Source organism: Micromonospora sp. NPDC047762, assembly GCF_043204655.1.
Classification (GTDB): domain Bacteria; phylum Actinomycetota; class Actinomycetes; order Mycobacteriales; family Micromonosporaceae; genus Micromonospora.
This window is the reverse complement of record NZ_JBIDCQ010000010.1, coordinates 235449-248312: the sequence shown is the minus strand read 5'-3', so window position 1 is coordinate 248312 and position 12864 is coordinate 235449. Positions and strand designations below refer to the sequence as shown.

Sequence of the window (12864 nt, the reverse complement as noted above, 5' to 3'; positions counted from 1 at the left end):
CAGTTCATGAGCAACGACCTCGCCGCACTGCTCGGCACGCAGGAGACGGCCGTACTCGAGTTCAAGCGCGAGGCGAAGGATCGCAACGCGATCAGGAAGGCAATCTGCGCACTCGCGAACGACCTGCCCCGGCTCGGAGGCGGCGATCTGCTCATTGGTGTGGACAAACACGGCCAGCCGGTCATGGGGTTGGACACCTCTGACGAGGCTCTGCTGACCTTCACCAGCATCCGTGACGAGGGTCGGATCCTCGATCGCCCGTCGATGGTCGTCTCCCGGGAGCCGTACCAGGGCGAGCAGGTTATCCGGATACGAGTCAACGCCTCCCACACACCACCGGTCAGGTTCGACAACGTCGTCTACGTTCGGCCCGGGCCCTCCACCCGTACCGCGAGCAGCACCGACGAGCGTGTGCTTTCCGAACGCCGCCGTGCCTACGACACCCCGTTCGATGTCCGGCCCATCGTCGACGGAACTTTGGATGAACTCGATCTGGACCTGTTCCGGTCCGAGTATTTGCGCCAAGCCGTTGATGTTTCTGTGCTGGAGGAGAACCACCGACCGACGGCTCAGCAACTCGCCTCCCTCCGACTGGCCGACGCGGACGGTTCTCCAACTGTGCTCGGCCTTATACTTATCGGCCTCGACCCGACAAGCCGGATTTCCGGCGCCTACCTTCAGTTCGTCCGCTACGAAGGTATCGACGTGGGCGGCGCCATTCAGGACGAGCATGAACTCCGGATCAACGTCATCGACCTCGCCGAGCGACTTGAGAGCGTGCTGAAGGGACACCTTCGGACCCGACTGGTCGAGGTGAGCGGATTCCGCGAGGAGCCCCGCCCAAACTATCCGATCGAGGCGCTGCGGGAGGTGTGCATGAACGCGCTGATGCACCGCAACTACGAGTCCTCGAACGCGCCGGTGCGCGTCGCCTGGTTCGACGACCGGGTGGAGGTGACCAACCCGGGCGGTCCGTTCGGTCAGGTCCGGGCCGACAACTTCGACCGGGTCAATGACTACCGAAACCCGTCTCTAGCCGCTGCGATGAAGTCGTTGGGCTACGTTAACCAGTTTGGTCGGGGAATCGGCCGGATCCGAGCTTCTCTCGCGCGTAGCGGCAACCCGCCGCCGGAGTTTGTGGTTGACGACTCTTCCTGGACCGTCATGGTTAGGAGCGCCTCGTGATCTCCGTCGCGCTGTTCAACAACAAAGGCGGCGTCGGCAAGACGACCCTGACTTACCACCTGGCGCACATGCTTCAGCGGCTGGGGCATCGCGTGCTGGCGGTGGACCTGGACCCACAGTCGAACCTGACGGCAGCGTTCCTCGACGAGGACGAGCTCAGCGAGATCTGGCAGGAAGGACTTGAGTCGAACTGGCCGCTTGCGGAGGGGCAACAGAAGCTTCTCCTACGGGCATACCGCGACTCGGGCACGGTGGCGTCTGCGGTCCAGCCGATCATGCAGGGTTTGGGTGACGTCCGATTCAACGATCCGATTACCATCACTGACGGCCTGTGGCTGGTACCCGGTGATCTCAACCTGAGCGCCTTCGAGGACAAGCTCTCGGCGGCATGGCCAAATAGTCTGATTGGCGATCCTGCGGCTCTTCGAACGACTACAGCATTTCACCGATTGATCACTGATGCTGCGCGCAGGGTTCGTGCGGAGATCGTGCTGGTTGACGTCGGTCCAAACCTTGGTGCGATCAACCGGGCGGCGCTACTTGCCGCCGACACGGTCCTGATGCCTCTGGCCGCTGACCTCTTCTCGCTGCGAGGTCTACGCAACCTGGGCCCTGCGTTGCGTGATTGGCGGCGGGTATGGCAAACGAACGTTCTTCCCCATGTCCCACCAGATATTTCAGCGCCTCTTGGCACCATGACACCCCTGGGCTATGTGGTCATGCAGCCGAAGATGAGGCTCGACCGGCCGGTCAAGGCATATCAGCGTTGGCTCGACCGGGTGCCGGTTGTCTTTGCGACTTCGGTCCTGAACCAGCCGAGTGAGGGAAGCGACGGGTCGTACGAGGTGGCAACGTTGCGCAACTATCAGAGTTTGATGCCACTCGCCCACGATGCGCGCAAGCCGATGTTCGACCTTCGGTCGGCCGACGGCGCTCTCGGCAGCACCCAGACTCTGGTGCAGCGGTGCTTCCAGGATTTCAAGTCGTTGAGCGAGAAGGTTCTGAAGCGGCTCGACGATCTGCCCATGCACTCGTCATGACCGGAGCGGAGCTGCTGCACCCGGTCGTCCTGCATCACGTCGTGAACTCACTGCAGTGGCCAGCGTTGCGACCGTTGCAGGAGGCTGCGGTGCAGCCGCTACTTGCCGGCGAGGACGCACTGCTGCTCGCGCCGACCGCTGGTGGCAAGACCGAGGCGGCGGTGTTCCCCCTGCTGTCCCGGATGGCGGGGGAGAACTGGTCAGGCACCTCCGTTCTCTACGTCTGTCCGCTGAAGGCACTGCTCAACAACCTCCTGCCTCGGCTGGAGAGCTATACGGCGTGGCTGGGGCGTCGGGCAGCGCTCTGGCACGGCGACGTGACGATGGGGCGGCGTCGGGTGATCCTCCGAGAGAAGCCAGACATCCTGCTGACCACCCCGGAGTCCTTGGAGTCGATGCTGGTCAGCACCGCCGTCGACCACGACTCATTCTTCGGCCAACTACAGACGATGGTGGTCGACGAGGTGCATGCCTTCGCTGGCGACGATCGCGGCTGGCACCTGTTGGCCGTGTTGGAGCGGCTCAGCCGCGTGGCGGGGCGACCAGTACAGCGAATCGGACTCTCGGCGACTGTCGGTAACCCTGACGAGCTGTTGAAGTGGTTGCAGGGCTCGGGCCGTGACCAGCGGGTTGCGCAGGTGGTGGCACCCGATCGTCCTTCGACGGAGGTTCCGACGAAACCGGTACCGCGTCCAGCCGGCGAAGTCGACCTGGATTACGTCGGATCCGTCCACAATGCTGCCAAGGTGATCGCGGCTCTTCATCGGGGACAAAAGCGCCTGGTCTTCTGCGACTCCCGAGCGCTGGTCGAGGATCTCGGGCAACGGCTCCGCGCGCTCAACGTGACGACCTTCCTCTCTCATGCGTCACTCTCGGTTGACGAGCGGCGGCGGGCCGAGGAAGCCTTCGCGCAGGAGCGGGACTGCGTCATCGTCGCCACCAGCACCCTCGAACTCGGGATCGATGTGGGTGATCTCGACCGGGTCATCCAGATCAACGCCCCACGTAGCGTCGCTGCGTTCCTGCAACGGATCGGCCGGACGGGTCGGCGTCCCGGCAGCAGCCGCAACTGCCTCTTCCTCGCCTTGGACGGTCAGGGGCTGCTGCACGCCGCCGGGCTGTTGCACCTCTGGGCGCAGGGCTGGGTTGAAGCCGTCGTCCCACCGCCCGAGCCGCGCCACATCGTGGCCCAGCAGATGTTGGCGCTATCGCTGCAACAACACCGAGTCGGTGACAACCTCTGGTCGCAAGAGTGGAACGGGTTGGCACCCTTCGACAAGAACGCCCACGTGATCGTGCGGCACCTCGTCGAGCAGGGCTACCTCGACGTCGACTCCGGGATGCTCTTCATCGGGCCAGAAGCTGAACTCCGCTTCGGACGTCGGCACTTCATGGACATGTTGGCGGTATTCACCGCACCACCGCAGTTCACCGTGCTGGCTGGTCGTACCGAGATCGGCCGGACCGACCCTGCACTGTTGACCGCCAAGGTGCTCGGTCCCCGGCTGCTGCTGCTCGCCGGCCGAAGTTGGCGCGTCACCTATATCGACTGGAAGCGCCAACGCTGTTTCGTCGAGCCAGCCGAGGGGGGTGGAAAGGCCCTGTGGATGACCGACGGATCGCCGCAGGGATTGTCGTACCGAATGGTCCGCTCGATGCGTGATGTGCTGCTCGGTGCCGACCCACCGGTCACCCTCACCGGACGGGCGAAGAGCAGACTGGCTGTTCTACGGGACGACGCAGCCCCTGTCGTTCATCCCGCGGGCCCGGTGCTGGTCAGGGACGGCGACGGTGAGGTGCGTTGGTGGACCTGGGCGGGCTTCCGGGCCAATGCCACTCTGATCGCTACCCTCAGCGAACTTGCCGATCCGGCTCAACGGTACGACGACGCCTCCATTCGGCTGCGGCCGGATGTGGACCGCACCGTCGTGCATCAGGCCATGTCAGGCGCGGCCGACCGAATCTGCCTGCCCGACGTCTCAGAAAGGGCGCTTGCCGGTCTCAAGTTCAGTGCCGCTCTGCCGGAGCGGCTCGCCGTCGCCACCCTGGCCGCCCGGCTGGCGGACATACCGGCGGCCCAGGCGGTTCTCGCCGAGCCAGTGCGGATGACCTACCTGTCTCCAACCTGACCGAGTGTTGCTTAGTGCTTGCCTCACTAGCAGGTGTCCGTCCTGGCGCCCCCGTTTGGCGCGGCGGCCGACGCGTGTTCAGGGAGGATGCCCATTCGACGGAGATCGCGCTGGCGGATCATCGCGGTGGCGCCACCCGTTGTCGGGAGCCAGACCACACGCGCCCATGCGAGCCTTTGCGTTGACGAACTTCGATGTCCCGGTCTCGGTTCAACGCGGAGCCGCCATGCACCGTGGACGGTGATGAGGAGGCTTCATGCGCGGACGCAGATGGGCGACCCTGGCGACGGCGGTGGCCCTGGCACTGGGCGGAGTGGTCGGGTTCAGCGCCACCCCGGCTGCGGCGGATCCACCGGGCGGCACGCTGCGCAACGTCTACTCCGACGGTCAGTTCTGCAACAGCTACGGCAGTGAGGGTGTTCGGACCGGTCTCTGGAGCTGGTACTACTGCGAGTACCGCCAGTACGGCCCCAACGCCCCCGGCTTCTACTTCCTCTGGACCTTCACCTACTAGCGCGCGCACACCTGTCTGGACGGGCGCTTTCGGGGCCGATTGGCCGCCGCCGGGTCGACCAACCGGCGGCGGCCATTCGCCGTGGAATGGGCGGCTACCTAGCTGATCCATCAGTGCTGGCGCGAGGTTACCGGCCGCGGGCATAGCTCGGGCGCGCCGACCGATTTCCTGACAGCGTCCGCAGGCCCTACGGCGTACCGTCCGGGTCAAGCATGGGGAGGAGCCGGATGAGTTTCCTGCAGCAGGCAGAGCAGTCGCCGGACACCGAGCGGATGTTCGATGCCGACACGAAGGCGATGGGCTACCTGCCCAACTACACCAGGTTGTTCGCCCAGAGCCCAGCGGCGTACCTGGCATGGCAGCAGCTCAACGGTTCGGTGAAGGCCGGGATGGAGCTGCGCCGCTATGAGTTGGTGACCCTCGCCGCAGCCCGGGCCCTGAAATCCTCCTACTGCGGCCTGGCGCATGGGAAGGTCCTACGCGACAAGTTCTTCGACGCGCCAACCGTCGCCGCCATCGCGTCAGACACTGGCAGCGCCGGTCTGTCCGCGCAGGAGGTCGCAGTCGTCGGCTTCGCCGGAAAGGTCGCGGCCGACGCGAACTCCGTCACCGAGGCCGACGTCGAGAGCCTGCGTGGTCACGGTCTCGATGACACGGACATCTTCCACGTGATCCTCGCCGTTGGCGCCAGATGCTTCTTCAGCACCGTCCTCAGCGCGGCCGGGGCTGAGCCCGATCCGCAGTACAACGAGAGCCTGGACGTGGATCTGCGGCAGGCGCTGAAGTTCGGCGGTTAGAACGCACTAACCAGGCTGTCCCAGCGCCAGCGGGCGAGCGCGGACTGTCGCTTGACGGGCGCCTACCACAATCGACCGCGGCCCGATCGGCTGTCCACCGGTGCCTCCGCTGTCCACAGCGGCCCTCGCAGGGCTGCGCATCACGCCAGGGTGAGGCGGTGGATGCGCGGATTCAATCGCTCCTCGTCAGCGGCGATGGGCTGGTCACTCGACGGGACATCCTGCGGGTGACCCCGGCGTGGAAGATCCAGACCGCCCGGCGGGCGGACCTGCTGATCCGACTGCTGCCCGGGGTCTACGGTGACGCCGCGCTGATCCGCAACTCCAACGTCGACCTGCCGATGCTGGCCCGGGTCGAGCGGGACGTCGCCCGACGCGCTGCGCTGGCGTACGTTGACGAGCGTGGGGCGCTGAGCCGCCTGACCGCGCTCGACGTGTGGGGTCTACGCCGCCAGCCACCGGGCGAGCCGGTGTATCTCGACCTGCCGCGAGGATCAGGCCTGCGTGACCGGCCGCATCTGGTCGTAGCCCACCGGTCCGACTTCGCGGTCGCGCCGCCGCAGGTGGTGACACGGGGAGGACTGCCGGTCACCCGGCTCGACCGGACCCTGGTGGACTGTTGGCCGCTGCTGCCGCCGATCGACCGATCGACGTTGCTCATCCGCGCGGTCAACGATCGGATGACCACGCCGCCGCGCCTGGCCGACGCCCTTGCCGAGGTGGCGAGAATGCCCGACCGTGGGGCACTGAGCGGTCTGCTGGACCGGCTCGCCGCCGGGTGCCGCAGCCCGTTGGAAATCTGGGGCCACGACCACGTCTTCACCGGACCGGGAATGCCGAGGTTCATCCGGCAGGCGCGGGTACGGGTCGGTGCCCGGACGATCTACCTCGACATGTTCGCCGAGGCGGAGCGGGTCAACATCGAGTTGGACGGCGCGACCAGCCACGGCGACCCGGCCGAACGCGAGATCGACCTCCGCCGTGACGCCCTTCTCGCGACCGTCGGCATCGTCGTCGTCCGCTTCAGCCACCGCCGCCTCACCACGGATCCGGTCCAGATCCGTCAGGAGACCCTCGCCATCCTCGCCAACCGCATCCGCGCCATGATCAAGTGATGAGAAATAGCTCCCACAGGCCCTCCGCACCTACTTTTCATCACTTGATCATGGGGGCAGCGGGAGAGGGAGGGGGAGCGGGGCCGGAGGGCTACTCGGGGGCTGGTGGGGCCGGGGCGGGGGTGGGGTGGGTCTGTTGTGGGGGAATTTTGGGCGTTGGTGCCGACTCTGGTGAGGGGTTGGCGTGGCGGTGGAGGAGCTCGGCGATCCACCGTGCGGCTTCTCGTTGCGCCGTGAGCATGTGGTCGCGGGCGTCGGCCAGGTCGTCGTCGTCCGTGTGATCGTCCAGGATGGCCGTCCACCGACGGCTCAGCTCCTCGGCGTACCGGGCCTTTCGGATCTGCTCGTCGAACTGGTACTCCAGCTCGACCATGCGGTCGACGTGCGGCTGAAGCGCCGGCAGGATCCGCTCGTCGAGTCGTACGGCGGCGTCGGGGCGGCAGGTCAGCGTGATGTCGCCCCGTTGGTAGTGCCACAGGGGATCCTCGGCCAGCGCCCGCTGCAACGCCACCTCCAGGTCCGCTGCCCGGTTCGGCGGCAGGTGCCGGGCGGCGTCGGCGGCGAGACGGGTCAGCCGCTGGATCGCGTTCGGTTGGAAGTACTGCACGTACCAGCTCAGCACCTCGGCCCGCAGGCTCGCAGGCGACGACCAGGCGAAGGTGGCGCGGACGTAGAACGAGTACACGTATCCGCGAGCGGGGACCGCGATCAGCCGGGGCGCGTCGCGCTGTTCGACCAGCGGACCGGACGGCGACGGCGGGGCCGCGGAGCCGACGGGCGCCTCGTCCTGGAGCGCGGCGACCAGCCGATCCCAGCTACGAGCCCACCACCGCCAGCCACTCACGGCGCCGTCGCGGGCGATGGTCAAGCCGCGTACGCCCCGGTGTCGCCGCTGGTCCGCGGGCCTGGGCCTCCCGTCGGGGGCGTCCGTCATGGCACCCCTCCACGGTCACGGATCCGCGTTTCACGCTAACAACCGGTGACCGATATGTCCGCCGCCACGCCGTCACCGAGCGGACGGCATATCGACACGATCCAGGCCATGTGCGTCGGGTGGCGCTCAGCCGCTGACGACATGCTGCCCGGGTGCGCCGAAACAGATCATTCGCGGTTCACCGAGCATTGTGGAGCAGTTGGGACGCCGAGGGGTGTTGCCGTCGACCGTCAACGGTGAGACTGGGCCTGGTCCGACAATCACGCGGATCGATGAACTGGATGGTCTGGAGGCAGCCTGTGTCCACCCTCGTGTCCCCGCTGGCCACGCTTGGCGCGATCCGCCGGCGTACCACCACCCTCGCCCTGCTCCTCGCCATGGTCGCCGCCGCGTTGGTCGGCCCGTCCGTGGTCTCGCCTCGATTGACCGACCCGGCCTCGGCGGCGGTCTACAGCTCCTGCACCATGAGCCGCTGCGCGGACGCCCGTACCGCCCGCTCGGGCTGGTCGGCCAAGGGGTTCCCGACCAGCCGAGGCTGGTACTCCTGGAGCGGCGGGAAGTCCAACTTCGCCGGCGGCCAGTTCTACAACTACGAGGGTCAACTGCCCGCCAACGCCACCTACCACGAGTACGACGTCTACCCGCGCAGCCAGGGCGCCGCCCGGGACGCGTACCGGATCGTGGTGAACCGCAGCACCGGCGTCACCTGGTTCTCGCCCAACCACTACACCGACTTCTACCGGCTCTGAGTGGCCTGGGGGCCGGCCGGCCGCGGCGGTCGGCTGGCCCCGCCGGGGCGTCGTTGTCCCGGTCAGACGTTGTCCCGGTCAGATCAAGGAGGAACGTCATGGTCGACGAGGACGCGGGTCGGGCGCCCGATTGGCTGATCGTCTGCCGCGACGGTGCCGTCGACGTGCCCGGCGCGGTGGTGCTCCCCGGAACGACGACGCGGACCAGGGCCGGTCTGTTCGCCGCGCTCGCCGCCGTGCTGGCCCTGCCGACGTACCTGGGGAACACCTGGGACGCTCTCTCCGACGTGCTCCGGGACCGGCTCGACACCGGTCCGGTCACCCTGCTGATCACCGACGCCGGCCAGCTGCTGGTCGACGAGCCGTCCGATCAGTACCGCCTGCTGCTCGCCGTGCTCGGCGACCTCGCCGCCAGCTCCCCGCATCCGTTGCGCGTCGTCCTCGACGAGGCAGTGCGATCGTGACCGCTGGCCAGCCCTACCGGCAGCGGCAGCGGCAGCGGCAGTGGCAGTGGCAACGGAGACTCACGATGAGTGACGGCCCGGCGGTGCGGGTCGGAGTCACCCGCACCGCCGGTCCTCCGGGTCAGTGCGTCGCGGGCGGGATGCTCTGCTCGTACTGGAAGACGTTGTGCGGGTCGTACTTAGCCTTGATCTTGCGTAGCCGCGGGAAGTTGCGCCCCCAGTAGGCCTTCTCCCACTCGGCCATGCCGATGTTGGGCACGTTGACGTAGGCGCCGTCCACGTAGGGCCGCAGTGCCTGGCTGAACTCGGCGATCCAGGTCTGGGCGATCGGGGTGATGGCGTCGTCGCTGTCGGGTTCGCCGCGGGTGCCCCAGCCGACGCCGGGCTCGGAGTAGAAGAGCGCGTCGCGGTGTGGGAACGCCGAGCCGCCGAAGGGCTCCTGTCGTTGGGCCCCGCGGCCGAAGGCCTGGGTGAAGAAGTTGCTGTCGGGTGAGGGCGCCTTCTCCATGAACTCGCGGACGACGCTGACCGCCTTCTCCGGGAACGGTTCGCGGGTGAACTGGGAGAAGAACTTCCACTTCGCCGGCTCGTCCTCGTTCGGGATCTGGAAGCCGGCGTAGACGTCGCCCCAGCCGCCGATCTGCACGGTGACCGTGGGGCTGCCGATCGACAGGATCGGCGCCAGCAGCTTCCTGGCCTCCGCCTCGGACCCCTCCGCGAGCACCGCGAACAGCAGGATCTCATCCGGGTGGACCTCGACCTGGGTCCCGAGGCGCGGGTCGGTGAACGGTGCGACGCGCTGCCAGGTGTCGAAGACCTCGTGCAGGTCGCCGAGGCCGGGCCAGGTCACCTGCAGGTAGGCGACGCTGGTGAGCGGAGCGACCTTGTAGGTGAGGGAGGTGACGATCCCGAAGTTGCCATTGCCCGCTCCGCGCAGCGCCCAGAGCAGGTCTGGGTAGTTCCATGGGTCCACCTCGAGCACCTTCGCCCCGTCGGCGCCCGCCGCCACGACGATCTCCGCGCCGATCAGGTTGTCGCAGGCCATCCCGAGGTAGCGGGTGAGGAAGCCGAAACCGCCGCCGAGGGTGGCGCCGGAGAGGCCCACGGTCCCCTCCGTGCCGGTCGTCGCCGCGAGATCGTGCTCCCCGAGGGCGGTCACCGCCTCCGACTGGTTGAGCCCCGCGCCGACCTTCGCCGTGCGGGTGGCGGTGTCGATGTGGACGTCCTTCAGCTCGCTGACGTCGATCACGATTCCGTTGTCGACGTTCGACCAGCCTTCCAGGTTGTGCCGGCCACTGCGTACCCGCAGCGCGACGTTGTGTTGCCGCGCCCAGGTGAGCGCGTTGACCACGTCCTGGGTCTCCTGGGCGAAGACGATGACCAGCGGATAGTGCACGAACAGCTCGTCCCAGCCGAGGCTGGCCTCCGCGTAGTCGGGGCTCTGCGGGCGGACGATCCGGCCGGTCAGCTCTGCTGGGGGGAACGTCGTGTCGGAGGGCCACCCGGGACCGTCGGCCGCGACGGCCGAGCTGCCGGCGATCACGCTCGGGATGGCGACCGCTCCGGCGCCGACGGCCGTCGCCCTGAGCAGATTACGACGGGAAAGGTCGCGCATGGTCCGAATCCTCTCGATTGGGGATACGCCCGAAAGTGAACGGAGAGGGACATTGCCTCTCATCTGGCGCAAACCAACCGTAATGCCCGAGGCTTCCGGGCAGATCTGAGAACTTGTCACGGAACCCGGTCGGGTGATCGGAGACGGGTCAGTGCGGGGCGGGCTGGTCCAGGATGGCGCTGAACCGCTCCTCGGCAAGGTCCAGCTGGCCGAAGATGTGCCGCTTCACCGCCGGCGACAACGGGGTGTCCGGCCGGCCGATCAGATCCCGGAACAGCGGCACCAGCGGCCGGTACTTCCGGGCCGACGAGACCACCTTCGGCCCGACCGTGTGGATCACACCCACGCCGTTGTCGGTGAAGTCCGAAACCTTGATCACCCGGGCCCAGGGTTCCCGGTCCAGGCTGACCGCCAGATGCTCCCGGTACTGCGCGTTGCGGTCCCGCTCGGGGTCGTACACCGGATTGGTGACGGCGGCGACCAGGGTGGCCACCCGTGGCCCGAACCGCGCGGCGAGCGCGGCGAGCGCGGCCCCGGTCGGGTCGGTGCCCGGGTCGCCGTCGGCCAGCTCGACCGGATGGTCCTCCACCGCGTCGTGCAACAGACCGGCGACGATCACGTCCACGTCCCGCACCTGGTAGTGGTGCATCAGCCTGATCGCCACCCGCAGCAGGTGGTTCAGGTACGGCTCGCGGACGCGTCGATCGTCGCGGTGCAGTTCGGCGGCGAGGTCGAGCGCGGCGGTCAACCGCACCCGGGCGGCATCGTCGAACTGCTGGACCTCCAACCGGAAGCGTTCCAGCAGGCCCGGTTCGCCGTGGATCTCGGTGATCGCGTGCATCGGCATGCTGCCCAGGTGCGGCGGGAAGTCCATGCGTCACTTATAGCCGATCTTCACCAGATCGATGAGCCCGTACGTCGCCGACCCGACCGCGAGTCGCGGGCGCGCCGAGCCGTCAGATCGGCAGCCGGTCGGCGCCGGCGAGCGGGCCCACCAGGAGCGGGACCAGCGGCGCTGGCAGCACGGGGTCGCGGCGCAGGGTGGGAGTCCAGCCCGCGTCCGCGGCCAGGTCGGGGTCATGTGTCGCGTTGTACGCCGCCAGCAGGTCGACAGGTCGGGCCGCGCCGCCGCCCTGACGGACCCAGGAGCCTCGCTCGGTCACCGCGGTGCCGCCCCAGTCGTAGAGCAGGTCCGCCGGGTCGACCGCCGCGTCCACTGTGAAGAAGTTGTTCTGCGCGTAGATCGCCGACTGGACACCGATGCCGAGCGCGTACTGGAAGTCGTCCCCACCGAGTCGGTAGTGGTTGTTGTAGACGTCGACCTGACCGAAACGCACCCGGGGCAGCCGTTGCAGGACGCCGTCGAAGAGGTTGTGGTGCACTGTGACCCGCAGCCGGCCCACGTCCGGGCCGACCGTGTTGGACGAGCCGATCAACAGCAGCTTGTCCCGACCGGTGAAGCGGTTCCAGGAGGCGGTGACCAGGCTGGCGGTGTGCGTGACGTCCAACGACCCGTCGTGCACCTGGTACGGCCGACCGAAGTACACCGGCTGGGCGCTGTCCGGGTTGTCGCCGTCGGTGAAGGTGTTGTGGTCGACCCAGACGTTCTCGCTGCGGCGTACCGAGATCTGGTCGTACTGGCTGTTCCAGTTGCCGGCCTCGCCGTCGGTCGGCGACCAGGCGGGGAAGCAGTCCCGGGCGTCGACGAGGGTCAGGTTGCGGACGATGACGTTCGACGCCCGGTCGATCATGAGGGTGAGGCCGGTCAGTCGAGCGCCGCGCAGCCCGACGATCGTGGTGTTCGGCCCGACGTTGATCTGGGTCTGCCGGGTCTGGTTGGTCACCGAACGCACCCGAGCCTCCTCCAGCGGCCCGCTCGGTGGCACCCGTCCCCACACCGCCGGGTCGTACGCGGCCAGGTAGGCGTCCAACCGGTATCCGGGGTCGGCCAGGTCGGCGCAGCTCAGCGGCGTGCCGTCGGGCCCCTCGAAGCCGTCGATCGCGCCGTCGACGTAGATGAGCTTTCCGGTGGCGTCGGCGGCGTTGCCGGCGTTGTCGCCGCCCAGCGCGGCGACCAGTTCCGCCCGGCTGTGGACCACCCGGGTCCGCTCGGGAGTGGCCGCCGAGCCGCCGGTGGTGCCGGGGCCGTCGGCCGCCCAACCGTCGCGCTCGGGCAGTGTCTGCCGGCCGAGGTGGTCGGCCAACCAGGAGAGCCGGTCGGCGGACGGGACGTCCGGACGGGCAGCGGCGGCGGCCGGTGCGGCGCCGAGGAGAAGGGCGACAACCGTGGCGCCGCCGAGGAATCTGCGCATCGACTCACTC

Annotated in this window: 12 protein-coding genes; 8 read left to right on the top strand and 4 right to left on the bottom strand. The window is 68.0% G+C overall.

Annotated elements, in window-relative coordinates; all coding sequences use genetic code 11:
• Window positions 1-6 precede the first annotated feature (6 nt).
• The 6 genes from ACGF3C_RS28070 to ACGF3C_RS28045 all read left to right on the top strand — a co-directional run bounded on the left by ACGF3C_RS28070 (window position 7) and on the right by ACGF3C_RS28045 (window position 6780).
• Window positions 7-1185: an ATP-binding protein gene (locus ACGF3C_RS28070; RefSeq protein WP_393226604.1), complete on the top strand. Its 1179-nt coding sequence runs from the start codon at window positions 7-9 to the stop codon at window positions 1183-1185.
• Window positions 1182-2225 (top strand): ParA family protein, encoded by a 1044-nt coding sequence (locus tag ACGF3C_RS28065; protein ID WP_393226602.1) that lies wholly within the window; start codon window positions 1182-1184, stop codon window positions 2223-2225. Before ACGF3C_RS28070 ends, ACGF3C_RS28065 begins: the two co-directional genes overlap by 4 nt.
• A complete protein-coding gene (locus ACGF3C_RS28060; protein ID WP_393226601.1) occupies window positions 2150-4354 on the top strand; it encodes a DEAD/DEAH box helicase in 2205 nt (734 codons plus the stop codon). The genes ACGF3C_RS28065 and ACGF3C_RS28060 overlap by 76 nt, the downstream gene beginning before the upstream one ends.
• Window positions 4355-4610: 256 nt before the next feature.
• Complete coding sequence (locus ACGF3C_RS28055) at window positions 4611-4868, top strand: hypothetical protein (RefSeq protein WP_357200891.1); 258 nt, start codon at window positions 4611-4613, stop codon at window positions 4866-4868.
• 227 nt (window positions 4869-5095) lie between these two features.
• A complete protein-coding gene (locus tag ACGF3C_RS28050) occupies window positions 5096-5665 on the top strand; it encodes a carboxymuconolactone decarboxylase family protein (protein WP_393226599.1) in 570 nt (189 codons plus the stop codon).
• A 158-nt stretch (window positions 5666-5823) separates the two neighbouring features.
• Window positions 5824-6780 (top strand): DUF559 domain-containing protein, encoded by a 957-nt coding sequence (locus ACGF3C_RS28045; RefSeq protein ID WP_393226597.1) that lies wholly within the window; start codon window positions 5824-5826, stop codon window positions 6778-6780.
• Between the two features lie 91 nt (window positions 6781-6871).
• On the opposite strand, the gene ACGF3C_RS28040 is transcribed toward ACGF3C_RS28045, so the two are convergent.
• Window positions 6872-7714 carry a hypothetical protein gene (locus ACGF3C_RS28040; protein ID WP_393226595.1) on the bottom strand — a complete coding sequence of 281 codons (843 nt, stop codon included), beginning with the start codon at window positions 7712-7714 and terminating at the stop codon, window positions 6872-6874.
• 299 nt (window positions 7715-8013) lie between these two features.
• Between ACGF3C_RS28040 and ACGF3C_RS28035 the strand changes: the two genes are divergently transcribed.
• The gene (locus tag ACGF3C_RS28035; RefSeq protein ID WP_393226593.1) at window positions 8014-8463 is read left to right on the top strand and encodes a ribonuclease domain-containing protein; all 450 of its coding nucleotides are present in this window, start codon (window positions 8014-8016) and stop codon (window positions 8461-8463) included.
• A gap of 98 nt (window positions 8464-8561) precedes the next feature.
• Window positions 8562-8927, top strand: coding sequence for a barstar family protein (locus tag ACGF3C_RS28030; protein ID WP_357232864.1), 366 nt, complete (start codon window positions 8562-8564; stop codon window positions 8925-8927).
• A 121-nt stretch (window positions 8928-9048) separates the two neighbouring features.
• On the opposite strand, the gene ACGF3C_RS28025 is transcribed toward ACGF3C_RS28030, so the two are convergent.
• The 3 genes from ACGF3C_RS28025 to ACGF3C_RS28015 all read right to left on the bottom strand — a co-directional run bounded on the left by ACGF3C_RS28025 (window position 9049) and on the right by ACGF3C_RS28015 (window position 12854).
• Window positions 9049-10542 (bottom strand): FAD-binding oxidoreductase, encoded by a 1494-nt coding sequence (locus ACGF3C_RS28025; protein WP_357232862.1) that lies wholly within the window; start codon window positions 10540-10542, stop codon window positions 9049-9051.
• A 148-nt stretch (window positions 10543-10690) separates the two neighbouring features.
• Window positions 10691-11416: an HD domain-containing protein gene (locus tag ACGF3C_RS28020; RefSeq protein ID WP_357232860.1), complete on the bottom strand. Its 726-nt coding sequence runs from the start codon at window positions 11414-11416 to the stop codon at window positions 10691-10693.
• An 82-nt stretch (window positions 11417-11498) separates the two neighbouring features.
• Window positions 11499-12854: a polysaccharide lyase family 1 protein gene (locus ACGF3C_RS28015; protein WP_393226591.1), complete on the bottom strand. Its 1356-nt coding sequence runs from the start codon at window positions 12852-12854 to the stop codon at window positions 11499-11501.
• Window positions 12855-12864: the final 10 nt, after the last annotated feature.

Coding starts and splice junctions, on each gene's coding strand:
- ACGF3C_RS28070 (WP_393226604.1), top strand. CDS start 7: ATGAGCAACGACCTCGCCGCACTGCTCGGCACGCAGGAGACGGCCGTA.
- ACGF3C_RS28055 (WP_357200891.1), top strand. CDS start 4,611: ATGCGCGGACGCAGATGGGCGACCCTGGCGACGGCGGTGGCCCTGGCA.
- ACGF3C_RS28050 (WP_393226599.1), top strand. CDS start 5,096: ATGAGTTTCCTGCAGCAGGCAGAGCAGTCGCCGGACACCGAGCGGATG.
- ACGF3C_RS28040 (WP_393226595.1), bottom strand. CDS start 7,714: ATGACGGACGCCCCCGACGGGAGGCCCAGGCCCGCGGACCAGCGGCGA.
- ACGF3C_RS28030 (WP_357232864.1), top strand. CDS start 8,562: ATGGTCGACGAGGACGCGGGTCGGGCGCCCGATTGGCTGATCGTCTGC.
- ACGF3C_RS28025 (WP_357232862.1), bottom strand. CDS start 10,542: ATGCGCGACCTTTCCCGTCGTAATCTGCTCAGGGCGACGGCCGTCGGC.
- ACGF3C_RS28020 (WP_357232860.1), bottom strand. CDS start 11,416: ATGGACTTCCCGCCGCACCTGGGCAGCATGCCGATGCACGCGATCACC.
- ACGF3C_RS28015 (WP_393226591.1), bottom strand. CDS start 12,854: ATGCGCAGATTCCTCGGCGGCGCCACGGTTGTCGCCCTTCTCCTCGGC.